We start from the raw sequence: 13,494 nt of genomic DNA, 5'->3' as shown, positions 1-13,494 counted from the left end.
GAAAATTCATGCTTGTTAATATATAATATTTATAGATACAATGTTTCTATATTAGAAACAAAAATAGAAAATAAGGAGGAATCACTGGATGTTTCAACAACGAAGAGAACAGCTCGTTTCGCGTATAAAGCAACAGCAGATAGATGGAGCAATACTTGTCCCGGGAGCCAATATGTATTATTTTACAGGGTTACAGTTAAAGCAAAGTGAACGTTTAACATTCGCTATGATCACTGCTAACAATCAATTATATTTTCTAGTACCACAAGTAGAGGTTAATAAAGTAGATACAAGTAACGGTGGCACGATCTTCTATTATTCTGATGAAGAGGGCCCAGCGCAAACTCTTGAGCAATTAACAAGAGAATTAGGTAAATTGCAAACCATTGCTATTGAATATGACAGCATGCGTGTCAAGGAGCAAAGAGCCATTGAAAAACTTACATATCAGTCTATATGCGATATTGGTGCATCTATTCGTGAACTGCGTATGGCAAAAGATCCGCATGAAATTCAATTAATGCGGCAGGCTGTTAAAATTGTGGAGGACAGTCTCGAGGCAATATTGCCCACGATTCAAGCTGGTGTTTCAGAAATGGATATAGCGGCACAATTGGAATATGAAATGCGCCGCCGTGGCTCTGAAGGAACACCCTTTGGTACCATTGTTGCCTCTGGCTATCGAGGCGCACTGCCACATGGTCGAGCAAGCACAAAGAAAATTGAGAAGGGTGAATTAATTGTCTTAGATTTTGGCTCCATCTATCAAGGCTATGTAGCAGATATTACGAGAACAGTAGCTTTAGGGGATATTTCACCTACATTAAAAAATATGTATCAGCTTGTTAAACAAGCCAATGAAGCAGCAATAGCCGCAATAAAGCCAGGGATGACTGCTCATCAGATTGATACGATTGCTAGAGATGTTATTAATAATGAGGGTTATGGACAATATTTTTCACATCGACTTGGGCATGGAATTGGCTTAAGCGCACATGAAGAGCCATACTTGATGCAACAGAATGAGCTTGTCCTAACAGCAGGGATGACATTTACGGTAGAGCCAGGTATTTATGTAAAGGATATTGGCGGTGTTCGCATTGAGGATAACCTTCTGGTGACAGAGAATGGCTATGAAAACCTAATGACTTATTCAAAAGAATTAATTATTCTATAGGGCTGGTGACTGCAATGATGGATATAACGCGCATTCAAAAGGATATGCCACTGCTAGAGCACTACATCTATTTAAACACGGCTGCTGCTTCTGCCATGCCTCAGCCAGTAGTAGATGTCATGACCAGCTATCTACAAAAACAGGCAAGTATTGGCCCCTACCTACCCTCCTTTCGTCAAGAAACATATGAACAGGTAGAACATATTCGTGAAAAATCAGCTTTATTTATTGGCGCTAAAAAAGAGGAAATTGCCTTTGTGCCAAATGGCTCAATGGGCATTAATTATATAGCAGGTGGCTTCCAGTGGCAGCAGGGCGATGAAGTGATTGTGCTGGATACTGAAATGTTAAGTAATTATGTACCATGGCTTGCCCTTGAGCGACAAGGCGTGCGGTTAAAGGTTTTGCCAACTGATACGGAGTATATGGTGGATTTACAGGAGCTTGAACAGCTGATCACACCGCAAACAAGATTAATTGCCTTTGCGCATATGTCCAATGCTGCTGGTGCACTACAGCCCGCACAGGAGATATGCCAGCTTGCACAAAAGCATCATGTACACACATTGATCAATGCCAATCAAACAGTTGGTCTAACACCCATTGATGTGCGGAAGCTTGGCTGTGATTTTTTAGTTGCCTGTGGACGCAAATGGCTACGTGGACCAGAAGGATCAGGCATCTTATATGTGCGACAAGCGCTACTGCCAACCATTACCCCGATTATGATTGGCTGGGGTAGTACAACGTGGCATTATCAGCAAAATGACTATTCATTTTCAGCAACAGCCAAACGCTTTGAGCCGGGCTGTCCTGTCATTCCAAGTATTTTAGGACTAGGAGCTGCTATTGATTATGCCAATCAGATTGGTATCGACCATATTTATCAGCGTGTACAGCAATTAACAAAGTATTTAATAAAGCAGCTTGAAACCATTCCAGGACTGGTCTTATATGGACCACAAAATATAGCAAACCGCTTATCGATCACACCATTTACTATTGAGGGCGTTTCTCCTGAGGAGCTAACAAATTATTTAGCCGCTCATGGTGTGATCATTGAAGCAGGCACATTTATGGCAAATACAATCATGGAGCGTAATGCTATTCAGCAAATGGCGCGTTTTTCACCCCATTATTTTAATACCTGTGAAGAAATTGAGAGAGCTGTATCCTCTATCAAGAAATTTATAAAAGGCGCGAGATAGCATGCGCCTTTTTTATTATTCATGATATAATTTAAAGCTATATTGATCAAAGTAGCGTTGAATATTCATCGCACCATATTGCAGAACATTAATCATTTCAGGTAGCCTGTCCTCTGTTGGTTTACGATAAATAGGCCCAGCAATGGTTAATGAGGCAATTACTTCTCTTTTGTTATTAAAAAGAGGAACGCCAAGTCCAAATACTGAATGGGCATACTCCCCCGTTGTAAAGCACCAGCCCTGCTGTTGAATCTTCTCTAAATCAGCTAACAGAGCATCAGGATCTGTAATCGTGTCAGGCGTTAATTTCTTCATGCCATGATCCGTAATCTCCTTTTTTCTCTCTGCAGGTAGAAAGGCCATCATCGTTTTACAAGATGCGCCTATGTATAATGGTGTACGTGTGCCAATCGACACCGAAAATTTAATGGTTTGAGAGCTTTCCGCAATTTCCACCGTCACGCCATCTGTACCATCTAACCATGTTAAAAATACAGACTCCTTCACGGTATCCGCAACGTTTTTCATAATCGGTAGCACGAAATCAGAAAGATTTAATTTATCCCTGACCATCTGCCCATATTCCAAAAAACGTAGCCCTAATTCATATTTTTTCGTCTCAGGATTTTGAATGAGGAAGCCATGCTGTTCAAATGTTGTCAAAATTCGATAAATAATGGAGTGGCTAATATTCATTTCCTTCGCTAATTCACGTACACCCCATGTCGGATTTTCTTTATTAAAATATTTCAAAACCTCTAATGAGTTATCTAATGTTTTTAATGTCATTGTCCACCTCACATGTTTCTATAATAGAACCATAATCTATTATAAAATGAATCAGGATACTTTTCAATAAATTCAACTATTTTACAAATAAAAAGACGCTCTAACATGAAACGACCTTTTTAACGATCTATTTTTTGTTGGGTACCCTGTACTAATTTTTCTTGAATTAGCAAATACTGTGTTATTTCCGCCTCATCTAGCACTTCAAAAAGCTGGACAAAAAGCTCTTTTCCAATCGCCTGTGCCTTTGACAATGCCACCTTCCCCTCAGCAGTTATTTGTAAACGTATAATGCGACGGTCAGATGGGTCATATAATCTTTCTGCTAAGTCAAGCTTCACAAGTTTTTCCGCAATACTTGTCATCGCTCCCTTTGTATAGCCAAGGGTTTCAGCTAATTCCGCTTGCTTTTGCGGGCCCTTTGTATGAAGCTCATTTAATACTAAAATAGGCGAAATTCCTAATGGGTAAGGAAATGCTTTTGTAAAACGTATAATATTAGCATTATTCACCTGTTCAACCATATGGATGAGTTTAAAAATATTGGTTTGTTTCAAAAAAATCCTCCTTACATATAGAGCATTGCATTGGTGAGCCTCCAGCCAAGCTGTACTATAATCATCGTACAGCGCCTTGTCAGATACCCTGCCAAAACAACCTCGTGGGATTTTACTTCCCACTACTTTAATTGATAATTTATGACCATTTAGAAATACCTCGGATCGCTTCCTAACGATCGGCACATATAGCTTACATAAAATAAAAACCTCTTCCAAATGTGCTTGTGTTATTTAACTTGTTTCAAGGCATGTGCATTATAACTAGCACATCTAGTTTACCGTATTTTGCTACGACTGTATCAATAATTTTTGGGAATGGCGCTCGTTTCACTAGATGTGTCTGCAAAACATAGATTTCTATAACTTTTCGATGCCACCTGAGCCGCTTTGTTTGGAAAGTTATTCAATTCTTTTATCAATAAAGACAATAAACTACAGTTATTTTCAAATTTCTTCAAGCATCTTTTTTATTTGACAAGAATATACTGTAGCAGCTAGCTAAAATACTTTCAGGAAAGGAGTTGTTACGGATGGGTGCGAAATGGATTAAGATTTCAATCGTCTATTTAGTAATTGTTTTAGCGTTTGGACTGTTTATGCATTATACGATTCAACTTCAATGGAAGGCAACACATGCGCATATTGGTGTGATCGGTTGGCTTACTACTGGATTTATTGGGTTAATTTATTCGATCTATCGACAGGCGGCGGAGACGAGGCTTGCAAAGGCACAATTTTGGCTTTATAATCTCGGTCTACCATTTTTACTAATCGGTATGATGATGGTCTATTTAGATGTACCGCGTTGGTTATTTGAGTTATTTGTATCAGGGGGAGGCATAGCCGTAGCCCTCTCTGCGCTATTATTCTTTGTCAATATCTTTAAATATGTGAGATAAATACGCAAAGCCCCACTTTCGCTGTAAAGTGGGGCTTTGCCTTATTGCAAGGAATTGGCTTGCATTTGATACATTTACTTATACTTCGCTAGTACTTCTTGTTTTAATTTATTAAATTGATCTACATTTTCACCAAGATACTCACTTTCAATATCGGTTTTATTAACCTGTGCATCGACCTGGTTTGGTGCAGTTACATCATATTTCCCTTGGTACATCCCAACAATTGTAAAAACAGGACCAGCTTCGTTCTTTTTTAAAAACAAAATATACTTACCCGCTTCGTTCATTAAATTGTAACCTTCTAAGTTTACATATTCATCTTCCTTTTGGAAAAATCCTGGCTCAAAAGTTTGGATTGTACTCCCTACATCAATTTCTCCCTTGAAAGCCTTCAATATGTTAACAGTTGAGATTGAATTTTGGTGGAACGTATACCCTTCCGCCGTTTTATACTCATTTAATTGTCGTTGACCTGTAAACTCAGCTAAAACAATACTATCAGCATTTTTTTCTATTTCTGATAAACTATCATAGATAATGAAATCGGCATGCATTGAGGCAATCTTAGTTTTTTGATTAACAGTAGCATCCGCCACAATCTGCGAAGCAACTTTTTTAGTCGTAGTGTCATTAGAGAAACTATCTTGCTCTAAACCACAGGCTGTTGTACTCAATAAGACACCGCTAATTATTATTGATTGTAATAATTTTTTCATATAACTCACCTTCCCTATAATTAATATTTCCATTGAAGATTGCTTATATCAAGGGGTTGTGGGTCAGTATAATTTAACAGACCTTGTCGCATAACTGAAATTGTAGGCGATACTTGATGCCTCATAGAAAATGCATGCCCTAATTCATGAATCGTCGTTTTGTGTCTGTTCGTACTCGTAAAATTATTATCATCCATGAACTTATCATTCATAATGACATGAGCCTTTGCCCATGTATTAGTCATAAATACGTCTAAAGTCCCATTAGATGTATAGGGGTTCATAATACCACCATAATCATCGCCATAAGATACTACAAAAAAACGAATTTCAGCATCTGCATAATTTCCAACATTGGTGAAACCTATATTTGCGTTTGAAATACCGGCATAATCAGCTCTTGCATTTGCAGTCCAATAACTATATCCAAAACTTGCAACAGAAGGGTCTTCATAATAATCAGCAAGTTTAATTACAGAAGCTGGAAAGCCACCAGTCCAAAACGCATGTTCATCTTCATAATCTGCATAAACCACAGTTGGTAAAACTAGTATTGTCATTAAAACAAAAGAGATTACAACTTGTTTAATCTTTTTCATAATATGATTCCCTCCTCACAAAGTATTATTAATAAAATAATACCATTAAAATATTAAATTGTAAATAAAATACTTTAATGTTATATTTATACTATATAACAATTAATTTAATATTAATCTAATAATATTATATTAAATTCCTGTGTATTGGCATCAATCGAACTAAAATATAGTCGTATAATACGTCACTTTCAATTCAGCTAATGCTATTATTCTACTTTGTTCAAAATTTATTAATAAGTGATAATAATACAAAAGCCCCACTTTCGCTGTAAAGTGGGGCTTTGCCTTATTGCAAGGAATTGGCTTGCATTTGATACATTTTTTTATAAATACCGCCAAGTGCTAGTAGCTCATCGTGTGTGCCATTTTCTACAATTTCGCCTCGCTCCAGCACAAGGATGCGATCGGCATTTTTAATAGTAGAAAGTCGGTGAGCAATAATAAAGGTTGTGCGCCCTTTCTTTAGCACATCCATGGCATGTTGAATGATTTCCTCTGTTTCTGTATCAATATTTGACGTAGCTTCATCTAATATTAAAATCGCTGGATCAAAGGCAAGGGCACGTGCAAAGGAAATTAGCTGACGTTGCCCTGAGGATAGGGTACTGCCCTTCTCAATAACGGGTTCATCATAGCCTTTGGGCAAATTCGCTAATACACGCTCTGCCCCAACAGCCTTTAAGGAAGCCTCTACCTTTTCTCGTGAAATGGCAGGATTGTTTAAGCTCACATTGGAGGCAATTGTTCCTGTAAATAAATAAGGATCTTGCAGTACAATGCCCATATGCTCACGCATTGTTTGACGGGGCACAGCCGTTATATCGATGCCATCAATCGTAATTTTTCCTTTGGAGGGGTCATAGAAACGGAACAATAAATTCATAATGGAGCTTTTTCCTGAGCCTGTATGACCGACTAAAGCAATCGTTTCCCCTTGATATGCCGCAAAGGATAGATTTTTCAGCACATAGTCATTCTCCTTATAGGCAAAGGAAACAGCCTCAAACACGACATTCCCCTGATAACGTGGCAGGCTTTTTTTGGAGACAGGCTCACCTTTTGTATCCAATACCTCAAACACACGTTTACCTGCAACAAGTGAGCGCTCAAGCTGCGAAAATTGATTCACAATATTGGTAATGGGATTAAAGAGCTTTGTTAAATAATCAACAAAGGCATACAAGGTCCCAGCCGAAATGATTTCAGTCGCTGTCAATGACTGTGTCCCGAAATAGAAAATAAAAACCGTAAACATTATTAGCCTTAAGGTATTTACAAGATTGAAGGAAGTAGCTGAATCAAGCATTAATAGCTTACGCCCATAAGCATAGTGCTCATTATTCATCGCATCGAATTCTTTTGTCATTTGCTGCTCACGGCGAAATGCCTGAATAATCGTCATACCTTGAATGGATTCATTAATCATGGCATTCAGATCAGCGATTTTTGTACGAATGACATCATTGTATTTGGAGGCAAATTTTCGATACAAAATCATCCATACATAAATAATAGGGATCATGATTAAGGCAAGCATCGCCATTTTCCAGTTTAAAATAAAGAGTGCAATATAGACACCAATAATGGAAATAAAACTTGTGACAAAATTCGACAGCACCTGCACATATAAATTGCGCACTGCCTCAGTATCATTGGTCACACGTGCGACAATTTTCCCTGCTGGTAAATTGTCAAAATACTGGATCGGTAAGGTTTGAATATGGGCAAACACATCCTGCCGTAATTTTTGGATAACACGGTTCGCCCCAATTTGTAAATATATATACATAAAATAGCGTAATATAGCAGTTGCAATGGCTAATAGTAAATACAGCAGCAACAGCCACGTAATGGGTTTAATATCGATCTGACCAATTGTCATATAGTTATCAATAATATGCTTGGCGATAAATGGCCCAACAAGCTCTGTAAAAACAGCGATTGTTAGGAAGAATAACCCTAGTAGTATCGGCTTTTTAAAATACATCGCATAGCGTGTTAAACGTTGACTCGTACTCATGAGGTACCTCCTTCTAGTTGCTGACGGTCAAATTGCTCTTTATACCATCCCTGTTGTGCAAGAAGCTCCTCATGTGTACCCTGCTCCACAATTTGCCCATTATCTAAAACAATAATCTTATCTGCATGCTGAATACCAGATAAACGGTGCGTCGTAATAATGGTCGTTTTACCATGGCGCTCTCGCTGAATATTTTCAATAATCTTTGCCTCTGTTTTGGCATCAACAGCGGATAGTGAATCATCCAGCATTAAAATTTCAGGGTCTTTGATGAATGCACGCGCAATGGACACACGCTGTTTTTGACCACCTGAAAGAGACACACCCTTTTCACCAACAAGCGTTTCAAGCCCCATTGGCAAATTATCTAAATCCTTTTCAAAATAGGCGGCACGAATCGCCTGCTCTAATTCAGCCTGTGTGGCATCCTCTTTCCCAAATAAAATATTTTCACGAATCGTCCGTGAGAAAAGTATATGGTCTTGCGGTACATAGCCAATCCAATCCAGCACTTGCTCCTTCGTTTGGGCAGTAATATCAATATCATCAATATATAGCTGACCCTGACCAATTGGATACTCCCGCAATAATTGTCGCAGGAAGGTTGTTTTTCCTGCTCCTGTTTTCCCAACAATGCCAAGTGTTTGCCCTTTTTTCAATGACAGCGAAATTTGCTGGAGGTTTTTTACCTCACTCATTGGATATTGGAATGTTAAAGCATCAAATCCAATGGCTTTTGGTGTCGCCATTATTTGTGGATTCGTACTATTTTGAACATCTGCCTGATAATTCAATGTTTCCTGTACACGATCTAAAGACGCATTCCCCTGCTGCATCACATTTATAAGCTCGCCAATTGCAAATATTGGCCAAACAGCTAGCCCTAAATAAACATTAAATGTAACAAGCTGCCCAACCGTCATCGCCTCAATTGCGACTAAATGGGCGCCATAGCCAAGTGCTACAACATAGCTAATGCCTGTACCTACTTTTGTGATAGGTCCAAATAAGGCATTGATTTTAGCTGTATGCATATTTTTGGCATACACCTCTTCACTCATCTGCGCAAAACTAGCCTCATCCTTTTTCTCCTGCACATAGGCTCGCACAACACGAACACCTGCTACAGATTCAAGCACACTATCATTGAGTTCTCCGAAAGCATCCTGCGCCTTCATATAGCGTTCATGCACGATTTTCCCTAAATATTGAATGACAATAGCCATAATTGGCACAGGTAACATCGCAAACAATGTTAGCTTCCATGAAATCATATAGCCCATCGCAAAAATAATACAGCCCATATAAATCGTTGAATCAATCAACGTCATAATACCAAAACCGGCTGTCATGGATACGGCATTTAAGTCATTGGTTGCTCGTGCCATTAAATCCCCTGTACGATTTTTCTCATAAAATGTTGGGGTCATGCGTAAAAAATGCTGCATTAAATTTCGACGTAAAATTTTCTCAAGGTTGATAGCCCCTTCAAATAATCGAAATTGCCAGACAAAATTAAGGAAATAGCCCCCAATAATAATCCCTACAAAAATTAAAATATAGTTCGCTAAAATGGCTGGGGTCATTTCTCCTGCTGTCAATATATCAATAATCGAGCCGAGTAAATAGGGAGGAACAACCTCTAATCCACTGGCAATAATCAGTAGAATAATCGCAATCGTATACTGCTTCCAGTATTGTTTAAAAAACCAGCTTAATTTACTTAAGACGTCAAACATAGATGATAACCTTCTTTCTTCTGTGCTATTAGAGATATACTACCCACTTTCTAGCAATTCCTTTTTGAAAATCATACGTTGTCCGATGTTTCTTTTCATCAACATCCACTCCTTTATTTAGTCTCACTACAACCTTTTTAAGACACAAAAAGACACATACCCTACAAAGAGCATGTGTCTCTTATAAAAGGCAGGACAGAGCCATACCTTTTCTATGCGATTAAAATTAGAAATCAGGCATGGACAATGTATGGAACTGTGTTGGAATATACTACTGGTAAAATGAACATTGCCATGCCCTCCTTTCGTTTATTTGTTATAGTGTTCTTGAAGATTATCATAGTGTAGAAATATTTGTCAACCATCATTTTGCAATTTACAGTAAATAATTTGCGCTTTAACGCATTAAATAATTACTCTGTTACCTCAAAGGCTAGGCGAATCGCAGGCATTGCCGAGCCAGGATGGTCTGTAGCATACGTTAATTGGGGAATTAACGTCATATCTGTTTCCTTTTCCTGCTGCTTATAAATGCCAGGGTATAGATCAATTAAATGATACCCAACATCACCCGTTGCAATAACATCAAATGTTAGATTTCCTTGGCTATTAAAAGCACATAAGTAGCCTGTATAAGCATTGTCATATGTTAAATAATAGGCATTATCAAATTCTGTCCAGCCACCGCCTTTAATGGTGATGGAAATCTTTGTGCCAACTGGACCTGATTTTGGCGTGAAATCAACAATGGAGGGTAAAATGCGTAAATACGTCTGACCCTGCACCTTGCCATCTGCTACTAAATCTAAACGATGTGGAATACCACCTAAATCATCAGGCACTTTAAAGTCATATTGCAGTTGCCCCCCGGCGTCTGTTTTGACCTTATCGAGTGACATTGTTTCCTCACCAAAGCCTTTCCCACTCACACGGCTACCCTTCATCGTATTCCAAACAAGCTCGATTTCCGTATCCTTTGGTAAGCCTGAAGCTGTTAATGTGATCGGCTCATCAACAATGCCTTCGTCCTTGCTTAGCGCCACCTTCACATTTTCTGCTTGCTGTAGCTCAGGCATTTCCAAACCACCTGATGCCGCAACTGGCGCATCCTCTACATGGTTTTCAATTGTGGCAGCAACACCCTCTGTAATCGTAAACATAAAGTCAGGTGCTGGTTTATCCGGATATGGCGATTGTAAGTAGTTGATATACTGCATTCCTAAATAGCCTGTGCGCAGACGAATCGCATGGTCACCGACAGCACCAGCAGCACGAATTTTCGCCTTCGCTGTACCGTTCGTTGAAATAGCTGTCACAAGCCCTGTATATTTATTATCATACGTTAATTGCCAATTACGCATATAGGTGCTCCAGCCAAGGCCCTCCATTTTAATGGTAATTTCTGTACCAACTGGACCTGACGTAGGCTCCATCACAAATGATGGATCAACAGTATAGCCGACCTGCCCAATTTTTTTACTATCCTGTTTGACCCAAACGGTAAAATCTCCACCGAAGCCTTCAGGTACTTGGAATATACCATTCCATTTTCCTTCTGCATCTGCTGTTCCCTGCTGTAAAACAATTTCTTCCTCTGTGAACTTTGGTCCGATCACTGCATATAAATCCTCAATCTCATACTCCCCATTAATGGCATTCCATACTAACTCTACTGGCTCGTTTGCCTGCAGGTCTGTTACTTCAAATGCTACTTCATCTCGGACAAACCCACGTGCCTTTGATAAGGTAATATTGTTTAATAGCTTTTCTTCCGTTGCTTCCTGCTGCTCTGCATTTTTGCTAGCAGGTTGGTTATCTGTCGTTGCCTTGTCTTCATCTGAACAAGCGATTAACATGATGCTCATCATAAGCAATACAAGCATAAGCAGGGGCGTTTTACCAATGTACTTCATCTAAACCCCTCCTTTTAGTTAACAACAACTAATTTTGCTGTCATATCACCATGTCCTGTACCGCAAAATACACTACAAGTCATGTTATATTCACCCGCTTTTTCAGGTGTAAACTTTGTAGAACCATCCTTATCTAATTTAACATCTAATCCATCTACAGAAACACCGTGCACACCCTCTTCAGATTTTAACGAAAGCGTTACTTCCTCGCCTGCTTTTACATAAAAAGTTTGCTCGCCATTTGGACCATGGAACTCAAAATTTTTCCCAATGATCTCAACGTTTTGATTTGTTTCCACTGTAGCCAAATCTACTTCCTCTTCCTTTGCAGCAGGCTCTTCCTGTGGTGCTGCCGCTACATCCTCAGAAACAATTGTTAATAATGAAGGAGCAACATTAAATGGCTTAAACTCACCCTTTTGATCCTCATATTCTGCTGTCACTGTGTAATTAATCGTACCTGTTGGTGTATCGGCTGTTACAGGATACGCGACTACCCAAAAGTTATCCTCTCCATGCTTACCATAAGCCATATCCAGTGTTTCGCCTGTAGAAAGATGAACCTGTACCTTGGCATCCTTGACTTGCTCATTTGTTAGACCATCCACCACATTATTACGGAAAATTATTTTATCGCCTGGTGAGAAGCGGTTTGCTAAGACACATCCTCCTTGCTCTGAGACAATATCTCCAGAAATAACAAGTGACCCTGTGTCATTCTTTTCCGCTGCTTTATCTTCCTTGTCATCTCCCGTATCATTACATGCAGCCAATACCATCAGCAGCATAAACATAAAGACAATCCCCATCGTTATTTTTTTCATACACAAACCCCCTACCTCATTTTATGACACTATCCTGTAAGCATATATACCTATTATCATTGCCCAGATAAATTATTTGGAGGCGCTTACAAATTTCTAAACTGAGTGAAAAAGATGCTTGTTAGATAGCCTCATCTATATTTTAATCCTTTATAATTCTACTAATCAATAAAAATTGCTTAAATTTTTAGAAAATTCATTCTTTAGTCTGATATAGTATTCAATTAAACCATTTTCACTATTATTATAATGTTATAGTAAATAAGTAATAAGGAAACAAGCTATCCATTCCTAACGTGCCATGATACAATCTTTATACCTGTTATGCCTTAAAGGAGCGATGAACCTTTGAAATCATTTTTTACTGTTGGTATAGGGGGATTTTTAGGGGCTATTTGTCGATATAGCCTTAGCCTTGCCATTCCAAATGCAAGTGGCTTTCCCTTTGCAACACTCTGTATAAATTTACTAGGCTGCTTATGCCTTGCATGGCTTTTTACAACCTTTACAAAACGAACACCGATCATTGTAGGAATTGGCACAGGCTTTTTAGGGGCTTTTACAACTTTTTCCACCTTTTCCTTAGAGACATTATTACTTTTACAGCATAGTGAATGGCTACAGGCTATTGTTTATAGCCTTGGCAGTGTTGGTGGAGGTCTTATTTGTGCATGGATGGGTATTCAATTAGCAAGGAGGCTTACTGCATGATGTTGGTTGGTCTTGGCGGGTTTTTTGGCGCCATCACAAGATTTTATCTAGGCAAATACCTTGCCCATCCGTATCCTTGGGCAACTTTTTTCATTAATAGCACAGGGGCTTTTGCGCTTGGTCTGTTATTTGCCCTACACCCAAGTGATACGCTTTGGCAGTTAGTTGGCATTGGCTTTTTAGGGGCCTATACAACCTTTTCAACATTTGGCTTTGAATGCTTACAATTGATTGAGCAAAAAAAGGAAAAACAAGCTATTATTTATATAAGTACAACACTTCTCGTTGGCATCCTTTGTGCCACACTCGGATTTTTCGTTATCTAAGAAGGGG

Annotated in this window: 13 protein-coding genes; 5 read left to right on the top strand and 8 right to left on the bottom strand. The window is 38.9% G+C overall.

The genetic code is table 11. The features are described 5' to 3' along the window. The first annotated feature begins 88 nt into the window (after positions 1-88). Together ADM90_RS08970 and ADM90_RS08965 are read left to right on the top strand one after the other, a co-directional pair. Positions 89-1,177: a M24 family metallopeptidase gene (locus tag ADM90_RS08970; RefSeq protein WP_053994633.1), complete on the top strand. Its 1,089-nt coding sequence runs from the start codon at positions 89-91 to the stop codon at positions 1,175-1,177. A 14-nt stretch (positions 1,178-1,191) separates the two neighbouring features. Further along, positions 1,192-2,385 carry an aminotransferase class V-fold PLP-dependent enzyme gene (locus tag ADM90_RS08965; RefSeq protein ID WP_053994632.1) on the top strand — a complete coding sequence of 398 codons (1,194 nt, stop codon included), beginning with the start codon at positions 1,192-1,194 and terminating at the stop codon, positions 2,383-2,385. A gap of 15 nt (positions 2,386-2,400) precedes the next feature. Here the strand turns inward: ADM90_RS08965 and ADM90_RS08960 are convergent, their stop codons facing one another. Then, the gene (locus ADM90_RS08960) at positions 2,401-3,174 is read right to left on the bottom strand and encodes an IclR family transcriptional regulator (protein WP_053994631.1); all 774 of its coding nucleotides are present in this window, start codon (positions 3,172-3,174) and stop codon (positions 2,401-2,403) included. Between the two features lie 119 nt (positions 3,175-3,293). Then, positions 3,294-3,731: a MarR family winged helix-turn-helix transcriptional regulator gene (locus ADM90_RS08955; RefSeq protein ID WP_053994630.1), complete on the bottom strand. Its 438-nt coding sequence runs from the start codon at positions 3,729-3,731 to the stop codon at positions 3,294-3,296. 533 nt (positions 3,732-4,264) lie between these two features. Between ADM90_RS08955 and ADM90_RS08950 the strand changes: the two genes are divergently transcribed. Beyond that, complete coding sequence (locus tag ADM90_RS08950) at positions 4,265-4,633, top strand: hypothetical protein (RefSeq protein WP_053994629.1); 369 nt, start codon at positions 4,265-4,267, stop codon at positions 4,631-4,633. Between the two features lie 74 nt (positions 4,634-4,707). Here the strand turns inward: ADM90_RS08950 and ADM90_RS08945 are convergent, their stop codons facing one another. The 6 genes from ADM90_RS08945 to ADM90_RS08920 all read right to left on the bottom strand — a co-directional run bounded on the left by ADM90_RS08945 (position 4,708) and on the right by ADM90_RS08920 (position 12,450). Continuing rightward, on the bottom strand, positions 4,708-5,352 hold the full coding sequence (locus ADM90_RS08945) for a hypothetical protein (RefSeq protein WP_053994628.1): 645 nt from the start codon (positions 5,350-5,352) through the stop codon (positions 4,708-4,710). Positions 5,353-5,372: 20 nt separating this feature from the next. After that, positions 5,373-5,951, bottom strand: a complete 579-nt coding sequence (locus ADM90_RS08940; protein ID WP_053994627.1) for a zinc metalloprotease — start codon at positions 5,949-5,951, stop codon at positions 5,373-5,375. 289 nt (positions 5,952-6,240) lie between these two features. Next, positions 6,241-7,974: an ABC transporter ATP-binding protein gene (locus ADM90_RS08935; RefSeq protein ID WP_053994626.1), complete on the bottom strand. Its 1,734-nt coding sequence runs from the start codon at positions 7,972-7,974 to the stop codon at positions 6,241-6,243. Beyond that, entirely contained in the window at positions 7,971-9,713 is a 1,743-nt protein-coding gene (locus tag ADM90_RS08930) for an ABC transporter ATP-binding protein (RefSeq protein ID WP_053994625.1), read from the bottom strand. Before ADM90_RS08930 ends, ADM90_RS08935 begins: the two co-directional genes overlap by 4 nt. A 413-nt stretch (positions 9,714-10,126) precedes the next feature. Next, positions 10,127-11,626, bottom strand: coding sequence for a hypothetical protein (locus ADM90_RS08925; RefSeq protein WP_053994624.1), 1,500 nt, complete (start codon positions 11,624-11,626; stop codon positions 10,127-10,129). 14 nt (positions 11,627-11,640) lie between these two features. Beyond that, positions 11,641-12,450, bottom strand: coding sequence for a cupredoxin domain-containing protein (locus tag ADM90_RS08920; protein ID WP_053994623.1), 810 nt, complete (start codon positions 12,448-12,450; stop codon positions 11,641-11,643). A gap of 348 nt (positions 12,451-12,798) precedes the next feature. On the opposite strand from ADM90_RS08920, the gene crcB reads away from it, so the two are divergent. Both crcB and ADM90_RS08910 read left to right on the top strand, forming a co-directional pair. Then, a complete protein-coding gene (gene crcB / locus ADM90_RS08915) occupies positions 12,799-13,161 on the top strand; it encodes a fluoride efflux transporter CrcB (protein ID WP_053994622.1) in 363 nt (120 codons plus the stop codon). Then, the gene (locus tag ADM90_RS08910; protein WP_053994621.1) at positions 13,158-13,487 is read left to right on the top strand and encodes a fluoride efflux transporter FluC; all 330 of its coding nucleotides are present in this window, start codon (positions 13,158-13,160) and stop codon (positions 13,485-13,487) included. The genes crcB and ADM90_RS08910 overlap by 4 nt, the downstream gene beginning before the upstream one ends. Positions 13,488-13,494 lie beyond the last annotated feature (7 nt).

The organism is Lysinibacillus macroides (assembly GCF_001281525.1).
Taxonomy (GTDB): Bacteria; Bacillota; Bacilli; order Bacillales_A; family Planococcaceae; genus Lysinibacillus; species Lysinibacillus macroides.
The sequence above is the reverse complement of the archived record's forward strand: the minus strand, read 5'-3'. Positions and strand labels throughout refer to the sequence as shown.

What these genes read in the sequence shown, in the direction of transcription:
- ADM90_RS08970 (WP_053994633.1), top strand. Translation starts at nt 89, where the DNA reads ATGTTTCAACAACGAAGAGAACAGCTCGTTTCGCGTATAAAGCAACAG.
- ADM90_RS08965 (WP_053994632.1), top strand. Translation starts at nt 1,192, where the DNA reads ATGATGGATATAACGCGCATTCAAAAGGATATGCCACTGCTAGAGCAC.
- ADM90_RS08960 (WP_053994631.1), bottom strand. Translation starts at nt 3,174, where the DNA reads ATGACATTAAAAACATTAGATAACTCATTAGAGGTTTTGAAATATTTT.
- ADM90_RS08950 (WP_053994629.1), top strand. Translation starts at nt 4,265, where the DNA reads ATGGGTGCGAAATGGATTAAGATTTCAATCGTCTATTTAGTAATTGTT.
- ADM90_RS08945 (WP_053994628.1), bottom strand. Translation starts at nt 5,352, where the DNA reads ATGAAAAAATTATTACAATCAATAATAATTAGCGGTGTCTTATTGAGT.
- ADM90_RS08940 (WP_053994627.1), bottom strand. Translation starts at nt 5,951, where the DNA reads ATGAAAAAGATTAAACAAGTTGTAATCTCTTTTGTTTTAATGACAATA.
- ADM90_RS08935 (WP_053994626.1), bottom strand. Translation starts at nt 7,974, where the DNA reads ATGAGTACGAGTCAACGTTTAACACGCTATGCGATGTATTTTAAAAAG.
- ADM90_RS08930 (WP_053994625.1), bottom strand. Translation starts at nt 9,713, where the DNA reads ATGTTTGACGTCTTAAGTAAATTAAGCTGGTTTTTTAAACAATACTGG.
- ADM90_RS08925 (WP_053994624.1), bottom strand. Translation starts at nt 11,626, where the DNA reads ATGAAGTACATTGGTAAAACGCCCCTGCTTATGCTTGTATTGCTTATG.
- ADM90_RS08920 (WP_053994623.1), bottom strand. Translation starts at nt 12,450, where the DNA reads ATGAAAAAAATAACGATGGGGATTGTCTTTATGTTTATGCTGCTGATG.
- ADM90_RS08910 (WP_053994621.1), top strand. Translation starts at nt 13,158, where the DNA reads ATGATGTTGGTTGGTCTTGGCGGGTTTTTTGGCGCCATCACAAGATTT.